This is a genomic window from Cystobacter fuscus, assembly GCF_002305875.1.
Classification (GTDB): Bacteria; Myxococcota; Myxococcia; order Myxococcales; family Myxococcaceae; genus Cystobacter; species Cystobacter fuscus_A.
The window spans coordinates 3,341,901-3,356,925 of record NZ_CP022098.1 but is presented as its reverse complement, the minus strand read 5'-3'; the positions used below and the strand labels follow the sequence as shown (position 1 = coordinate 3,356,925).

The 15,025-nt window shown below is 71.7% G+C and carries 12 protein-coding genes; 8 read left to right on the top strand and 4 right to left on the bottom strand.

What is annotated here, in order from left to right; all coding sequences use genetic code 11:
* The first annotated feature begins 306 nt into the window (after positions 1-306).
* Entirely contained in the window at positions 307-705 is a 399-nt protein-coding gene (locus CYFUS_RS13925) for a hypothetical protein (RefSeq protein ID WP_095985658.1), read from the top strand.
* Between the two features lie 62 nt (positions 706-767).
* On the opposite strand, the gene CYFUS_RS13920 is transcribed toward CYFUS_RS13925, so the two are convergent.
* From CYFUS_RS13920 to CYFUS_RS13910, 3 genes are all read right to left on the bottom strand, one after another.
* Entirely contained in the window at positions 768-1,364 is a 597-nt protein-coding gene (locus tag CYFUS_RS13920) for a TIGR02265 family protein (protein ID WP_269770269.1), read from the bottom strand.
* Between the two features lie 43 nt (positions 1,365-1,407).
* On the bottom strand, positions 1,408-3,546 hold the full coding sequence (locus tag CYFUS_RS13915; protein ID WP_095985656.1) for an ATP-binding domain-containing protein: 2,139 nt from the start codon (positions 3,544-3,546) through the stop codon (positions 1,408-1,410).
* Positions 3,547-3,609: 63 nt separating this feature from the next.
* Positions 3,610-4,161 (bottom strand): DUF2780 domain-containing protein, encoded by a 552-nt coding sequence (locus tag CYFUS_RS13910; protein ID WP_095985655.1) that lies wholly within the window; start codon positions 4,159-4,161, stop codon positions 3,610-3,612.
* 144 nt (positions 4,162-4,305) lie between these two features.
* Here CYFUS_RS13910 and CYFUS_RS13905 point away from each other — a divergent pair, with 144 nt between their 5' ends.
* A complete protein-coding gene (locus tag CYFUS_RS13905) occupies positions 4,306-5,190 on the top strand; it encodes a phosphate ABC transporter substrate-binding protein (RefSeq protein ID WP_095985654.1) in 885 nt (294 codons plus the stop codon).
* 3 nt (positions 5,191-5,193) lie between these two features.
* Here the strand turns inward: CYFUS_RS13905 and CYFUS_RS13900 are convergent, their stop codons facing one another.
* A complete protein-coding gene (locus CYFUS_RS13900) occupies positions 5,194-9,144 on the bottom strand; it encodes a serine/threonine-protein kinase PknK (RefSeq protein WP_095985653.1) in 3,951 nt (1,316 codons plus the stop codon).
* Between the two features lie 106 nt (positions 9,145-9,250).
* Here CYFUS_RS13900 and CYFUS_RS13895 point away from each other — a divergent pair, with 106 nt between their 5' ends.
* From CYFUS_RS13895 to CYFUS_RS13875, 6 genes are read left to right on the top strand one after another with little or no spacing between them, the layout of a single operon-like run.
* Positions 9,251-9,523: a hypothetical protein gene (locus CYFUS_RS13895; protein ID WP_095985652.1), complete on the top strand. Its 273-nt coding sequence runs from the start codon at positions 9,251-9,253 to the stop codon at positions 9,521-9,523.
* Between the two features lie 2 nt (positions 9,524-9,525).
* Positions 9,526-11,004: a DUF4129 domain-containing protein gene (locus tag CYFUS_RS13890; protein WP_232537549.1), complete on the top strand. Its 1,479-nt coding sequence runs from the start codon at positions 9,526-9,528 to the stop codon at positions 11,002-11,004.
* On the top strand, positions 10,887-11,384 hold the full coding sequence (locus CYFUS_RS52645; RefSeq protein WP_232537548.1) for a DUF4129 domain-containing protein: 498 nt from the start codon (positions 10,887-10,889) through the stop codon (positions 11,382-11,384). The genes CYFUS_RS13890 and CYFUS_RS52645 overlap by 118 nt, the downstream gene beginning before the upstream one ends.
* Positions 11,377-12,672, top strand: a complete 1,296-nt coding sequence (locus CYFUS_RS13885) for a DUF4350 domain-containing protein (RefSeq protein WP_095985651.1) — start codon at positions 11,377-11,379, stop codon at positions 12,670-12,672. The genes CYFUS_RS52645 and CYFUS_RS13885 overlap by 8 nt, the downstream gene beginning before the upstream one ends.
* A complete protein-coding gene (locus CYFUS_RS13880) occupies positions 12,669-13,670 on the top strand; it encodes an AAA family ATPase (protein WP_095985650.1) in 1,002 nt (333 codons plus the stop codon). The genes CYFUS_RS13885 and CYFUS_RS13880 overlap by 4 nt, the downstream gene beginning before the upstream one ends.
* Positions 13,667-14,974: a DUF58 domain-containing protein gene (locus CYFUS_RS13875; RefSeq protein WP_095985649.1), complete on the top strand. Its 1,308-nt coding sequence runs from the start codon at positions 13,667-13,669 to the stop codon at positions 14,972-14,974. Before CYFUS_RS13880 ends, CYFUS_RS13875 begins: the two co-directional genes overlap by 4 nt.
* Positions 14,975-15,025 lie beyond the last annotated feature (51 nt).

Below are 15,025 nucleotides of genomic sequence, written 5' to 3'. Positions count from 1 at the left end.
GCGGGGAGCCAGGGAGGCCCGGGGGGGCCCGACGACCTCCTCCCGAGGGGCCCACGCACCCGCGATCCCGGCCCCACGCCGGCAGGGAGCTCCACGCGTGCCCGTTCACCAGGCAGGCGACCGGTGGAGTGGACTCAACCCCCTGGAACCACAGAGGATTACCCGCTCCCGGACCCCCTTCGGGGGCCCCGCGTCATCTCAGGATGTGGGAAAATGGGGTGAACCAGCACCCCCCGCGCAACTTTTCCCAAGGCTTGGGAGATAATCCCCTCAACGCTGTACCCAACCTATTCCGCCAGGTGCGTCATGACCGCTCCGATCAACACCAACTCTCGCCTCCCCAGCGTCGCCCCCGCCACGACGGGCGAGGTGCGCTTGAACCTCACCGGGCAGTCCACCCCGGAGGAAGTGACCAAGGGCCTGCAGAAGTACGGCCTGGATGAGGCCAGCGCCAAGGCGTACGCGCTCCAGGTCGGCTCCATCCAGAGCAAGGAGAGCCAGAGCGCGGTCTACCGGAAGGTCGAGCAGAACATGAACAAGTTCCTGAAGGACAATCCGGGCGCGACCAAGGAGGAAATCGCGACCGAGGCCAAGAAGCACCTGATGGCCCAGACGCTCATGTACAAGCACGTGGAGAAGAGCATCATGGACATGGCGCAGAAGTCCATCGAGCGCATCCGCGACACGTTCTCGGAAAACAAGTGAGTGTGCGTGGCGCCCGGAGTCCCCTCGGGTGACTCCGGCGCGCCGCCAGGCGCGCCCCGCGCCTACCAGTCCAGACGCACGAAAAAGCTGCTGGCGTCCTCATCCGTCACGCTGATTTCGTACCTCAACTGGCCCTGCTCCAGCGCGAAGGCGGCCTTCACGCTGCCCATCACCATCCCCGTGTTCCAGGCCGGGCCAATCAAATCCTCGATGAAGCGCAGTTCCCCGGAGCCAGGGGTGACCCGGCGGTAGGAGTGCTGGCCGAAGTTGACCGCCTGCGCGGCCGCGTTGGGAATGCCTTCCAGGGCCCGATGCACGCCCGACACCGTGGACACCATGGCGCGCACCCGGCCCACCGAGCTGCGCACATACGAGATCCCCGCGGTCCACCCACTCTGGAAGAGGGCCTCGCCATAGGGGATTCCCCGCTCCTGCGCCGCCTGTCCGACGACATCGAGCATCTCCAGCATGGCCTTCACCGGGTAGCGGTAGTTCTCCAGCAACTGCCCATCCTCGGCGATGTGCCGACGAGCCTGCTCGACCACCTCCGGCCCATACTCCCCGGCCGAGGCGAGCACCGACTCCAAGAACATCCCCGGAACCACCTGCTCCCGCCGACATCTGGCCAGCCGAGACAACAGCTGTGGGCGGGTCTCCATCATGGCGGCGGTATTTTGTCACAAATCGATACATCTCGTCTCGTCAGATCGATTCCGACGGACTCCCCCCATCCCGCCAGACGCCAGCGAGCAGCGGGGAGCGCACGCCCGCCGAAACCAACCAGAGCTGGTGGGAGGCCCGGGTAATCGCGATGTGCAGACGGCGGCGTGCCTCGTCATGGGCCGGATAGGCCTGGGCCGTGGCGTCTGGAATGACGACATAGTCGAACTCGAGGCCCTTCACGTTGTCCACGTCCGTCACGTCCACCCCCGGCTCGAAGGAGAAGTCTCCCTCCAGCACGAGGCGCGCCCAGGACATGTCCGAGATGACGCGATGGAAGGCCCGGGCCTGCTCGCGGCCACTGGCGATGACGGCGACGGAGGCCTGGGGCTCGCGCTCCAGCAAGTCCCGCAGCGCCTCGCCGATGAACAGCCAGGCCTGGGCCTCGTCCGGGAAGTGGTGCAGCCCCACGGGCGCTCCCTCCCGGCCCGCCGTGGGCGGCTCCCCCGGGGCCTGCGCGCCCAATACCTGACGCGCCAGCGCGGTGATGGGCGCCGGGCACCGGTAGGACACCTGCAACCGGCAGGTGGCCGCGTCCTGGATGCCCAGCTCCGCGAGCACCGCCGGCCACCCCGCGAAGCTCGTCGAGGTCTGCTGCATCTCGTCGCCCGCCAGCGTGCAGCTCCGGGCCTCCCCCAGCAGCCGTCCCACCACGAACAGCTCCACGAGCGAGAAGTCCTCGGTCTCATCCAGCACGACGTGCACCAGCCGCCCCACCGCGCCCAGACTGCCCGCCTGCGCCCGGAGGAACAGCAATAGCGGCAGATCCTCCACGTCCACCGTGCCCGCCAGCTCGTCCGGCGTGTCACTCTCCAGGGACTTGCCGTCCAACGTCTGGAGCCGGTCGGGATCCACGCCCTCCAGCTCGTGGGCGAGGGGCGTGGCGATCTGCAGCATCGTGTGCCGCACCGTCTCGTCCACGGCGGTGCTCGGCAGATCTCCCCCGGAATGGGCGACGACATTCTCCAGGAAGCGCCGGTCCGTGAAGAGCTCCGCGAGCCGCTTGCGCAGGCGCGGCAGGGCCGTGGCGGACGAGGACAGCACGCCCAGCCGGGCCGCGAGCGCGCGGCGCAGGGCCGGGTGGCGCTTGAGCTTCGCGACGAGCGGAGGGGTGTCCTCCCAGGGCTTGAGGGCCTTGGCGCCAAACGCGACGCGCGCGGCCAGCGCGGCCCACGAGTCCAGCGTCTCGACGGACACCTTGCCCAGGCCCAGCGGCGCGAGCAGTCGCCGGGAAAGCCGGGCGAGTCCCTCCTCGGGGACGATGACCTTCATGCGCGACTCGGGGTAGCGCTCCGCCTCGTCGAAGGCGATCTTCGCCAGCCGGTGCAGCGCCACCGTCGTCTTTCCACTGCCCGCGCTGCCCAGCACCAGCAGGGGCTGGTCCGCCGCCACGTTCACCGCCTCGAACTGCTCGGCGTCCAACAGGGCCGTCACGTCCAGGGCCCCCTCGCGCTGCTGCGTCCCCCGCCCCACCCCGAGCTGGCCCGGCCGCACCGCCGTCCCCGTGCCCCCCTCGAGCTGCGAGCCCCGCCCCGCCCCCAACCGTCGCCACACGCCCCCGGGGCCCCTCACCAGCACGCGCGTGCCAATCTGCACGCGGCTGAGAATTCCCCGCTCGATGACCACCAGGCGGCGCACCTTCACCGTCCCCTCGGACAGCCGCTCGCCGAACCACTCCTCGTACGAGTCACCTTCCCCGTACAGGTAGAAGACGCGCGCCACCGGAGCGAAGCGCCAGTCGATGATGCGCACGTCCGCGGACACGTCCGCGAAGCTCGTACGACCCAGCAGGTAGTCCCGGTCCCCCGTCGTCCCAGCCACCCGCAGGTGGGCGAAGTACGGGGCGCCGAGCTCCGGCAGCCGCGCCGTCTCCTGACGCTCGAGCAGGGCCCGCGTCTGATCCATCTGGAAGAACAGGTGCGGCAGGTCCGCCACGGCCGCCGTGGCCGCGTCGTCGCGCAGCTCCTGGAGCCGGGTGATGAGATCCTCCGTCTCCTGCTTGCGATGGCCACTGCGCAGCCTCGCGCCCTCCACCGCGGCGAGGACGCGGCGCAGGACCGCCTCCTCCTCCGCGATGATGGCCTGCTCCTCGGGGGACAGCTCTCCGTCAGACGTGCTCATGTGGGAGGGAAAGGTGGCGCGGGGAGGTCATGGGGTCAACCCTCGCGAGCGCGCCCCCAGGGCTCAGCGCAGCAGGCCGCCCAACAGGCCCCCCAGACCTCCGCTCCCCGGCGTCCCCCCACCCTCCGGAGGCTTGTTGCCCCCCGTGAGCTGGGTCAGCACGGGCATCACCGTGAGGATGCCGCTCACGAGCTTGGGGTCCAGCCGGGACTTGAGGAAGTCGAGCAGCAGGGGCGCCACCAGCGCCGCCTTGCCCGCGTCGAGGTTGAAGCGCTGGAGCAAGGCCACGATGCCCGCGATCTCGCCCGCATGTCCCACCGCACCACCCAGCGCCCCCATCAGGCCTCCGCCAGAGGCGCCCTGGGCCTGGCCTCCGAGCAACCCTCCCAGTCCACCCAGCGCCCCCATCAGCCCCCCACCCGCCTCGGGCTGGGGCTGCGCCTGCTGCTGCCACGTCTGCATCTCGGGAATCGACTGGCCCATCTGGTCCGCCGCCTCGGGGCTGATCTTCTCCTTCACCGTGCCCTGCACCAGCTTGAGCAGCGAGCCCGCGAGCCCCTGCGCCTGATTCGAATCCACACCCAATTGCCGAGAAAGTTGTCCAATGAAGTCCATGGTGTCCGCTCCTTGCCGTCCTCGAATGCCGCGGTTGTAGCGGACCCGCCGCGCTTCCCCCAACCCCGGTGACATCCGCGTCACGAACGTGACGTCCTTTGCCCGACGGATGGCGGGAGCGGACTCGCGTGTATCCTCGGGGCCATGAGATGGCCACGCCGCTGCCCGCTGCTCCTCCCGCTCGTGCTGCTCGCCCTGCTCGGCGGATGCAGGCGCTCCCCGAGCCACTCCGGCGAGGAGGCCGGCACCGTGGCGCCCGGCTCCCTGGGCACCGTCACCGTGAAGGGCTCGGATACCCTCGTCGTCCTCGGACAGCGCTGGGCCGAGCAGTTCATGAAGGAGAATCCCGGCGCTCGCATCCAGGTGACGGGGGGAGGCTCGGGCACGGGCATCGCCGCGCTCATCAACGGCACCACCGACATCGCCATGTCCAGCCGGCCCCTGCAGGACGCCGAGAAACAACAGGCGCGCCGGCGCTGGCCCCGCGGCCCCGTGGAGCTGGCCGTGGCCCGCGATGGCATCACCTTCTATGTCCATGAGGGCAATTCCGTGGACAGCCTCTCGCTCGCCCAGCTCCAGTCCATCTACCTGGGGGACACGCGCAACTGGAAGGACGTGGGCGGCGCGGACGCCCCCATCATCGTCTACTCGCGCGAGAGCTCCTCGGGCACCTATGTCTTCGTCAAGGACGCGGTGCTCAAGGGCCAGGACTTCACCGAGCGCGCCCAGACGCTGCCAGGCACCGCGGCCGTGGTGAACGCCGTCTCCCTCGAGCCGAATGGCATTGGCTATGGCGGCGTCGCCTACGCCCGGGGCGTCAAGGAATTGAAGGTGCGCGTGAGCGAGCAGGGCGAGGCGGTGCCCCCCACCCCCGCCACCCTCCAGTCCGGCGCCTATCCCCTGTCGAGGGAGCTCTACTTCGAGCTGCCCCGGGAGCCCACCGGGCTCACGCGCTCCTTCATCGACTACGTCCTGTCCCCCGAGGGGCAGCGACTCGTCACCGACGCGGGCTTCTTCCCGGTGAAGTAGCGCTCACGAGAGCCCGTCCACGCTGGCGTCTCCCCAGCACTCCCGGGCCAGCGCCACCACCCGGACATTCTCGGGAATCTCGCGCAGGAAGCGCGCGCGGTGGGCGGGCTCGGGGATGTCCGCGGCCCGGGCCCGCACGCACTCCAGGGCCTGGCGCAGCGAGGACTCCGCCAACGCCCGGTCTCCCTCGCGCAGGCACGCCTCCGCCAGCGCCAGGTACATGGCGACCGCGTAGACGCCCTGGCCGTGGTTGCGCTCCAGCTCGCGCACCCCGAGCACCGCCTCTTCCCGCGCCTGCGCCACGTTGCCCCGAGCGAGCAGCACGGTGCTGAGCACGCTCCGCGCGAAGACCACGTCGGCCTGGAAGGGCGTCAGCAGGGAGCACGCCTTGCGCGCGTGCGCCTCGGCCTCCGCCAGCGTCTCCGGCTCGCTCCAGGTCTTCGCCAGCACGGCGTGCGACACGCCCTGACGGAACGTGGCCAGGCCGTCGTCCACTCCCTCTCGCGCCAGCACATGGGCTTCCCGGCGCAGCTCCGGATCCGCGCTGCCGGCCAGCAGCACGCTGCGATACGCCAGGGCCGAGCCCACCACGAGGTGCTCCTCCAACCGCCGTCCCGTGGCCAGCACCTCGCGCATGCGCTCCAGGGCGCCAGGCATGTCGCCCGCGGCCCCCAGCGCCAGGGACACGCAGGTCTGCACGATGAGCGCGTCGCGCTCCATGCCGAGCTTGCGGAACAAGCGCGTGCCTTCCTCGGCCAGCACGAAGGCCGTCCAGGGCCGCGGCTCGAAGAGGTAGTGGAAGAAGCCATCCAGGTAGCGCGTCCAGGCGCGCGCCACCCCCTCGGTGGCCATGCCCCGCATCCGCTCGAGCCACCCTTCCAGATCCCACCGCGCTCCCGAGTAGACGAGCGACAGGCCCAGACACGCCAGGGCCCAGTGGTGGGCGTCCACGGCATCGGGCAGGGGCGCGGTGTTCCACAGGCGGGCGTTCAACCGGGCCGCCTTCTCGGCGTCCATTCCCAGGTAGGCCCCCCCCACGATCTGTCCCCCCACCAACCAGCACCACAGCCGGCTGCCGGGCTCCAGCTCGTCCAACACCACGGCGCCGAGCGACAGCGAGCGCTGCAGATCATCCATCCAGAACGCCACCACCGCCTGGAGCGCGCGCAGGTGGACGGAGCGGTCCCCCTCCACCCCGCAGGCCAGCGCCTCCACCACGCACCGCATCGTCCCCGGCAGATCGTACAGGGCGAAGAGCCGCTCGGCCGCCAGGGAGAAGTAGTGCACGGCGCGCTCGGATTGTCCGCCCCGTTGGTGGTGCGTGGCGAGCACCAGCGGATCCGTCCCGCCCAGCCGCTCCAGCCAGGCGGCCGCCAGCCGGTGGCCTTCCGGACGGTAGACGTCGGACAGCAGGCCATAGGCCGCTTCCTGGAGGAGCGCGTGGCGGAAGCGGTAGCTCGTCTCGGTCGGCAGGACACTGTCGCCCCGCGGCTCGATGACCTCCTGATCCACGAGCGCGCGCAGGTGCCCCTCCAACATCGCCCTGGAGAACTGATCGCCCAACAGCTCGCCCACGCCGCCCGACCAGAAGTCGCGGCCGAAGATGCTGGCCGCCAGCAAGACCTGGCGCACGCCGGACTCCATCCGCATCAGACGCGCCTGGAGCACCGCCAGCACCGTCTCCGGCGCCTCCGTCCCCCGCCCCTCGGACGCCACGCGGATGAGCTCCTCCAGGAAGAGCGCGTTGCCGTCGGCCATCTCCACCGCCCAGCGCACCACGCTCTCTTCCACCCGGGGCCCCAGCACCTCCCGGACGAGCCGCCCGCTCGCCTTGCGGCTCAGGCCCTGCAGCGGCACCTCCTGGAAGCGCCGCGTCCAGGGGAAGGGAAACATGTCCTTCACCTCGGGCCGCGCCAGGGCCAGCACCCCGAAGGGCTGCTCGGCCAGGTCTCTCAAGAGCGCGTCCACCCGCCGCACCGTCAGCGCGTCGCTCCAGTGCAGATCCTCCAGCACCAGCAACACCGGGTGCTGGGCACACTCCGCCTCGAGGAAGGTCACCAGCGCCCGTTCCACCTGGGTGCTCATCAGCCGGGGATCATTGCGCGCGGAGCGCATCAACACATCGTCCTCGTCGAGCATGGGCACGGCGCACAGCTCGCCGATGAACTCCACCGTCCCCTCGGCCCGCTCCTCCGGCAGGTGCCGCGAGATGCGCTCGCGCAACCGCTCCCGCTGCACCTGCAGGGGCTCGCCCTCCACGATGCCGCACAGCCGCCGGAACACCTGCCCCAGCAGGCCGGAGGCCACGCCCGCGCTCATCGGATCCCCACGCCCCAGGAGCACCAGGGTCCGCGGCGCGTTGCGCTCCATGCGACGGAGGAACTCATGGCGCAACCGGGACTTGCCCGTCCCCGCGGACGCCGTCACCAGCACCGCCTTCGCGGTGGACTCCTCCGCGCTGTTCTGGAAGGTCATCTCCAGCAGGGACAGCTCCTGATCCCGGCCCACGCACGGCGTGGGCTTGCCCAACAACAGCCGGGACTCGTCCACGCCGAGCTGCTCGCCCCGCAGCACGAACATGCCCTGCTCCACGCGTGACAACTGGAAGCCCGGGCCCAGCAGCCCCGCGGTGACCTCGTCCATCACCACCGGGCCGGTGGCGTGCTCCTTGCCCACGTGGCGCAGCAGCTCTCCGGCCTTGTCCATGGCGTTGCCCACCGGGAGGCGCTCGTTGAGCTGCCCCACGCCGGTGACGAGCACCACCGAGGCATCGGGCCAGTGCTCCTTGAAGGACAGGGCGGAGCGGGCCGCCACCGCCGCCTGATCCGTGGCGGTGCCCCGCTCGGGCATCACCGTGGCCACCAGCGAGCCGTCCGCCAGCAACTCCACCTGCGCCCCCGAGTTCTTGAGGGCCGCGCGCAGGGCATCCCGGGGCGCCGCGCCGGGCTGGAGCACCCGGGTCGCCCCCTCCGGGCCAGGCGTATGGGTGGACACGAGCAGCACGCTGAAGAGCTTCTGCTCGGCGCCCGCCATGCCGGAGGGACCGGGGATCGTCGCGGAGGACAGCATGCGGGGCACGGTGTCCAGCTCCGCCAGCAGGCGCAAGAGCTGGTCGGCATCCGCCGGCCGGCGCGCGAGATCCTTGGCCAGCATCCGGTCCACCAGCCCGCGCAAGCCCTGCGGCAGGTCCGGACGCAGCCTGCGCAGGGGCACCGGGTCGGCGAAGAGGATCTTCGCCAGCACGGCGGCGAAGTGCGGGGCCGAGAAGGGCGGCTGGCCCGTGAGGCACTCGTAGAGCACGCAGCCCAGCGAGAAGATGTCCGCCGCGGGGGGGATCTCGTCCTGGCTCGAGGCCTGCTCGGGCGCCATGTAGCCCGGAGTGCCCACCACCGTGCCCGCCACGGTGACCGCATCCAGCGAGGGCGCGGCATAGCGGGCCAGCCCGAAGTCCAGCAGCACCACGTCCTCGGGGCGGCCCGCGCGCAGGAAGAGGTTGGAGGGCTTGATGTCGCGATGGACCACGCCCTGGCGGTGGGCCACGGCGAGGCCCTCGGTGGCGCGGCGCACCATGGCCAGACTCTCCGTGGGGCTCAACGGCCCGCGATGCAGGCGGTGCGAGAGTTCCTCCCCCTCGAGCCACTCCATCGCCAGGTAGGGCGGACCTTCCGCGAGCGTGCCATGCGCCACGTGGGCGACAATGGCCGGATGGGTCAGGCCCGCGAGCAGCTGGGCCTCGCGGTGGAAGCGCATCGCCGCGTCCGCCGAGGCGCCCACCAGCAACAACTTGAGGGCCACCTGCCGGCCGGTGACTTGATCCAACGCCCGGTAGACGAACCCCATGCCTCCACTGCCCGCGAGGTCCTGAATGACGAAGCGGTCGGCGACCGTCCATCCCGCGGGAAGAACCGCGGGAGCCAACCCAGGAGGTGATGGAACCGTCTTGTCGTTTTCCATGAGGTGAGCGCGGGTGAATCCATATCATGCGTCCCTGTCCGGCCGCTGTCCGGACCCGCTGCTCCGTGCTGGCTTCGGGCCGCCGGGATTTCGTAGGCTGCGCCCCATGATTCAGGGCTCGGGCCGCTGCCACTATCATCCAGAGCGCACCGGACTGGGCATCTGCGTGGAATGCCGCCGCGTCATCTGCCGGGAGTGCACCACGCAGTTCGAGGGCATCAACCGATGCGCCTCCTGCCTCGACCAGCGCACCCGGGCCCTGGCGGTGTCCGCCGAGCGCCGGGAGTGGAGCGTGGGCAACGTGCTGCTCGCCCTGCTGGCGGGCGCCGTGGTGTATGGCGGCGTCCTCCTGGTCGCCCGCCTGGCGGCGGGGCTCTAGACATGGCCGCCTCCGCGCTCGAACTGCGCCCCCGAGGAGCCGTGGCCCTGATGGATGCCGCCCTGCGCCTGTGCGTGCGCGGCTCGGGCATCTGGGCCCTCACCCTCCCCGGCGGCGTGCTCGTCACCGCCGCGCTCCTCCACCTGACGGACGCGGTGGCACACCGCCGCCCGCTCGCCCTCCCCGCCCTGGGCTTCACCCTGGCCTGGCTCGCCCGGGGCCTCTTCCAGGGCGCCGCCTGCCACCATGTCCAGCAACTGCTGCTCGGCCCGGGTCCCGAGGCGCCCACCGTCCGGGCCTCCCTGCACGCCGCCCTGGCCCGCGCTCCCAGCCTGCTGTGCGCGGTGGCCTATCTGCTCGTCTTCAACACGGTGACACTCGGCGTCACGCTGGGGCTCGCCTATGTGTTCCTGTCCGCCCACATCGTGGGTTACGCGGCTACCCTTCAGGGCCGGGGCAGTCCGTTGGACCTGTATGGTCAGTGCTCGAAGCTGCTGGGGCCCGCGAAGTTCACCGCCATCGGCGTGCGCCTGCTGATGCTCGTGCAGGGGCTCGTCCTGCTCAACCTGCACATCGCGGCCAACGCCCTGTTCTACGTGGGCCGCAAGCTGCTCGGCATCGATCTCACCTTCGCCGAGCGCTTCGCCTCCCTCGACAACCCTTCCTGGGACGTCTTCCTCGTCGCCGTGACCTTCACCCTCTTCGAGCCCCTGCGCGCCGCCACCGCCTCGCTGCTGCTGATCGATGGCCGGGTGCGCCAGGAGGGGTTGGACCTGCTCGCCGCGGTGCAACAGCTCCCGGTCCGCAAGTCGGCGCTCGGGCTGCTCGTGCTCGTGGGAATGAACCTCCTGGCTCCCACCGCCCAGGCGCAACCCAAGGAGTCCTCTCCCCCTCCTGGGGACCTGGTCCCGCGCGTGGAGCTGCTGGCCGAGGCGTGTGAGTGGGACGCGGCCGTGCTCGAGGAGTGGCGGCGCACGCTCGCCTCGCTCGGCCCGGAGGAGGCGAGGAAGGTGGCGCGGCTGGTGCGCTCCGTGGAAGCCGAGGTGGAGGAGAACGAGGATTGTGCCCCCCTGGATCGGCTCGACGAGGGACTCGCCCTGGCGGCGAGCACCGCGGAGCTGGAGCGGCAACGGGCGGATGCCGCGAGCGCCCGGACACGCGCCCGGGACATCCTCGCGCGGCCCGAGTTCCAGGAGCCCGCCCCCCGGGCCGAGCAGGAGGAGGCGCCCCCCGACGACACCGTGCCCGACAGCCGATGGGAGCGCTTCGTCAAGTGGCTCGCGAAGAAGCTCGAGGAGCTCTTCCGCCGCCGGCCGGACCCCGCCCCCCCCCCTCCGACACCCTGGGCCTGGGAGGACAGGAGGTGGCGAACGCGCTGGTGGTGCTCCTCGTCACCGCCGCGCTGGGCGTGCTCGCGGTGGTGCTGTGGCGAGCGTTCAACGCCCGGGGCAAGGCGGACGAGGGCGCGCGGCTCGAGGTGAGCAGCCAGAGCGCGGCGACGCTCGCGGCGGATCCGATGAACGCCCTGTCGCGCGCCCCCGAGGGCTGGGCCCACCTCGCCGACGAGCTGGCCGCCCGGGGCGAGTACCGCGAGGCGGTGCGCGGCCTGTACCTCGCCCTGCTCTCGCGCCTGCACCACCAGGGCGCCATCCACTACGACCCGCGCCTGAGCAACTGGGACTACCTGCGCCAGTTCCGCGGCCGGAGCGAATGGGTGCCCCCCTTGCGCGAGCTGACGCTGCGCTTCGACTTCGCCTGGTACGGCAACCTGCCCGTGGGCGAGCGGGGCTACCGCGACTTCCGGACGCTGTGCGCCCCGATGCTCTCCACGCCCGCCGTCGCGGAGCCCGCCCGTGCGTGACCGCTTCCCCCTGCTGGTGGTGGGCTGCCTGCTCTTGACCGCGGTGCTGGGCGCCTGGCTCGTGCGAGGCGCGGCCCGGGGCGGCTTCGCCGACACGCTCTCCACCTGGCGCGCCCAGCCGGATGGGGCCCGGGGACTCTTCCTCCTCGCCCAGGAGAGTGGCCTGCCCGTCACGCGACGCACCGCGGATCTGCTCATCCTCTCCGAGCCGGGCACGCTCGTGCTGCTCGCCGTGGAGGTGGAGGGCGCCCACGAGGACGACCCGGACCAGACGGCGCTCGCCGCCGACCGGGGCTCGGACCTGGAGGACGAGGAGGTCCCCCGCCACGGCTTCAACCGGCTGCACGTGCCCGAGCTGAGCGACGACGAGACGGAGAAGCTGCTCGAGTACGTCCGCTCCGGCCACTCGCTCGTGCTCGTGCCCTGGGGCTCGAAGGAGAACCCGCTGCTCGACGCGCTCGGGGTGTCGCTCACCAAGGCGGACACGTCCCTGCCCATGCGCACGCTCGTTCCCCCGCTCTCCAGTCCCTACACCCTGGGCGTGGAGCGCGTGGAGGCACGCGTCCAGGCCTACCTGGCGCTGTCCGCCGAGGGCGCCATCCCCGTGCTCGAAGACGAGCCGCTGGGCATGACGGTGGCGGCGGTGGTGCCCTATGGGACGGGCAAGGTGCTGGTGGTGGGGGCGCCGGAGCTGGCGATGAACCAGGCCCTCGCGCGCGCGGACAACGCCCGGTTCTGGTTGAGCGCCCTGGAGGCGCTGGGCCCCGGCCCCTATGCCTTCGACGAGCACCACCATGGCTTCACCAACGAGCGCTCGGTGGTGGACTTCGCCCGCCGCTACGGCCTGCACTTCGCGGTGGCGCAGCTGCTGCTCGGCCTGAGCCTGTGGGCCCTGGCGCTCCAGCGCTTCGGCCGGCCCCGTCCTCCGCCCGAGTCCCAGCGCGTGGGCACCACGGATGCCCTCTTCGCCATGAGCCGCCTGTACCGCGAGGGCCACCACCATGCCTTCGCCGCGGGCCTGCTGAGCCGGGGCCTCATCCAGGAGCTGGCCGGGCACGCGGGCCTGCCCGCCCACGCGCCCGCCCAGGCCGTGGCCGAGAGCCTCACCGCGCACGGCCAGGCGGAGCTCGCCCGGGGCCTGCGCGAAGTCGTCCACAAGGCCGCGAACGTGACCAGCGAGAGCGAGCTGCTCCACCTGGCCACGCGCGCCGCGGCCGTGCGCCAACGCCTGCCTTCTTCCGGGCCGCGCCCCGCCGCGCCCCCCGCCCAGACACCCGAGGAGCCATGACTTCGCCCCCCTTCGCCCCCGCCCAGACCGACACCTCCCCCACCGCCGTGGCCGCCGCCCACACCATCCGCGAGGGCGTGCTCACCGAGGTGCGCAAGGCCGTCGTCGGACAGGACGAGCCGCTCGAGTTGATGCTCGTGGGCCTCGTCGCCGGCGGCCACGTGCTGCTCGAGGGCGTGCCCGGCGTGGCCAAGACGCTCATGGCCAAGGCGCTCGCGCGCTCCATCAGCGCGGACTTCAAGCGGATTCAGTTCACCCCGGACCTGATGCCCGCGGACATCCTGGGCACCAGCATCTTCGACCTGAAGAGCCAGGCCTTCACCCTGGTGCGCGGCCCCATCTTCACGGACCTGCTCCTGGCGGACGAAATCAATCGCGCCCCGGCCAAGACGCAGTCCGCCCTGCTCGAGGCCATGCAGGAGCGCGGCGTGTCGCTCGAGGGCCGCCACCTGGCGCTCTCGCCGCTCTTCTCCGTCTTCGCCACGCAGAACCCGGTGGAGTCCGAGGGCACCTACCCCCTGCCCGAGGCCCAGCTCGACCGCTTCCTGTTGAAGATCGACGTGGGCTACCCGGCGCCCGAGGAGGAGGACGCCATCCTCGCCGCGGTGCACCGGGGCTTCGACTCGGGCGACCTGGAGCGCGCGGGCGTGGGCGCGGCGGTGACGAAGGAGGGCATCCTCGAGGCGCGGCAGGCGCTCAGCACCCTCACGGTGGAGCCCTCGGTCATCTCCTACGTGCGCCAGCTCGTGGCGGCCACGCGCACCTCCAGCCGCATCCGCCTGGGCGCGGGGCCTCGCGCCGGGGTGCACCTGCTGCTCGCGTCCAAGGCGCTGGCGGCGCTGCGCGGCCGGGGCTTCGTCACCCCCGAGGACGTGCGCTTCCTCGCGGAGCCGGTGCTCAAGCACCGCCTGTTGTTGTCGCCGGACGCGGAGCTGGACGGGGCCACGCCCGCGGACGTGCTGCGCGAGGTGGTGCGTTCCGTCGAGGTCCCCCGGTGATTCCCACCGGGCGCCTGTGGGTGCTGCTGTGCCTGCTCGCCGTGCCGATGATGGCCGCGGGGTTCTTCCCCGGCCTGGGCGGCGCGGTGCTGGCCCTGGACACGCTCGCGCTCGTGCTCGCGGCCCTGGACTTCCTCATGGCGCGGCGGGTACGGCTGGAGGTGAGCCGGCAGCTGCCTCCCCGCCTGTCGGTGGGCGCGCCCAACAAGGTGGAGCTGCTCCTGGTGCACCGGGGCCCCCGGGACGTGGAGGTGCGGGTGCACGACGACGTGCCCGAGTCCTTCACGGCCGAGCCGGAGGAGGCGCCGCTGCGGCTGCCCGCGGACAGTCAGACGCGCTGGGTGTACCGGGTGACGCCGGCGAAGCGGGGGCGGTTCGGCTTCGGCGACGTGCATGTGCGGGTGCGCGGGCCCCTGGGCCTGCTGCTGCACGAGCGCCGCGTCCCCGCCGCCCAGGACGTGGCGGTGTTCCCGGACATGCGCGGCGCCAGCCGACTGTTGCTCTCGGGCGCGGCGTTGGATCTGGTGAACCTGGGCCTGCGGCAGTTGCGCCGGGATGGCCGGGGCAGCGAGTTCGCGCGCCTGCGTGACTATGCCCAGGGCGACTCGGTGCGCGAGGTGGATTGGAAGGCCACGGCCCGGCGTACCCGGCCCGTCACGCGGGTGATGGAGTCCGAGCGCTCGCAATCCCTGCTCATCTGCGTGGACGCGGGCCGCTCCATGGCGGCGCGGGTGGACGGGCTCACCAAGCTGGACCACGCCGTCAACGCGGCGCTCTTCCTGGCCTTCGTGGCGGTGCGCAATGGAGACCGGGTGGGGCTCGCCGTGTTCGCCGATGGCGTGAAGGCGTACCTGCCCCCGGCGGCGGGCCGCCTCCAGTACCGGAAGATCCTGGACACGCTCTACGCCACCACGCCGAGCCTCACCTACGTGGACTACCTGGCGCTCTTCAAGGAGCTGAACGTGCGCCTCAACCGGCGCAGCCTCCTGTGCGTGTTCACGGACTTCCTCGACGAGGAGCAGGCCTCCACCCTGGTGGCCCCCCTGCACCGGCTGGCCCGGCGGCACGTCCCCCTGTGCCTGTCCGTGCGCGACACCGCGCTCACGGCGCTGCTGCGCACCCCTCCCGCCGGCCCCGAGCAGGCCTACCAGCAGGCCGTGGCCAGTGAGCTGCTCTCGGACCGCGAGTCCCTCAAGGCCAAGGTGAGCGCCGGCGGCGTGCACATGCTCGACGTGCGGCCCGACGAGTTGAGCCTCGCCGCCGTCAACCGCTACCTCGACATCAAGGCGCGCGGCGTGTTGTAGGCCGGACATTGCCTCACGCCCGCGTCCGTGCTGAAAGCGGGTAAAAACAAT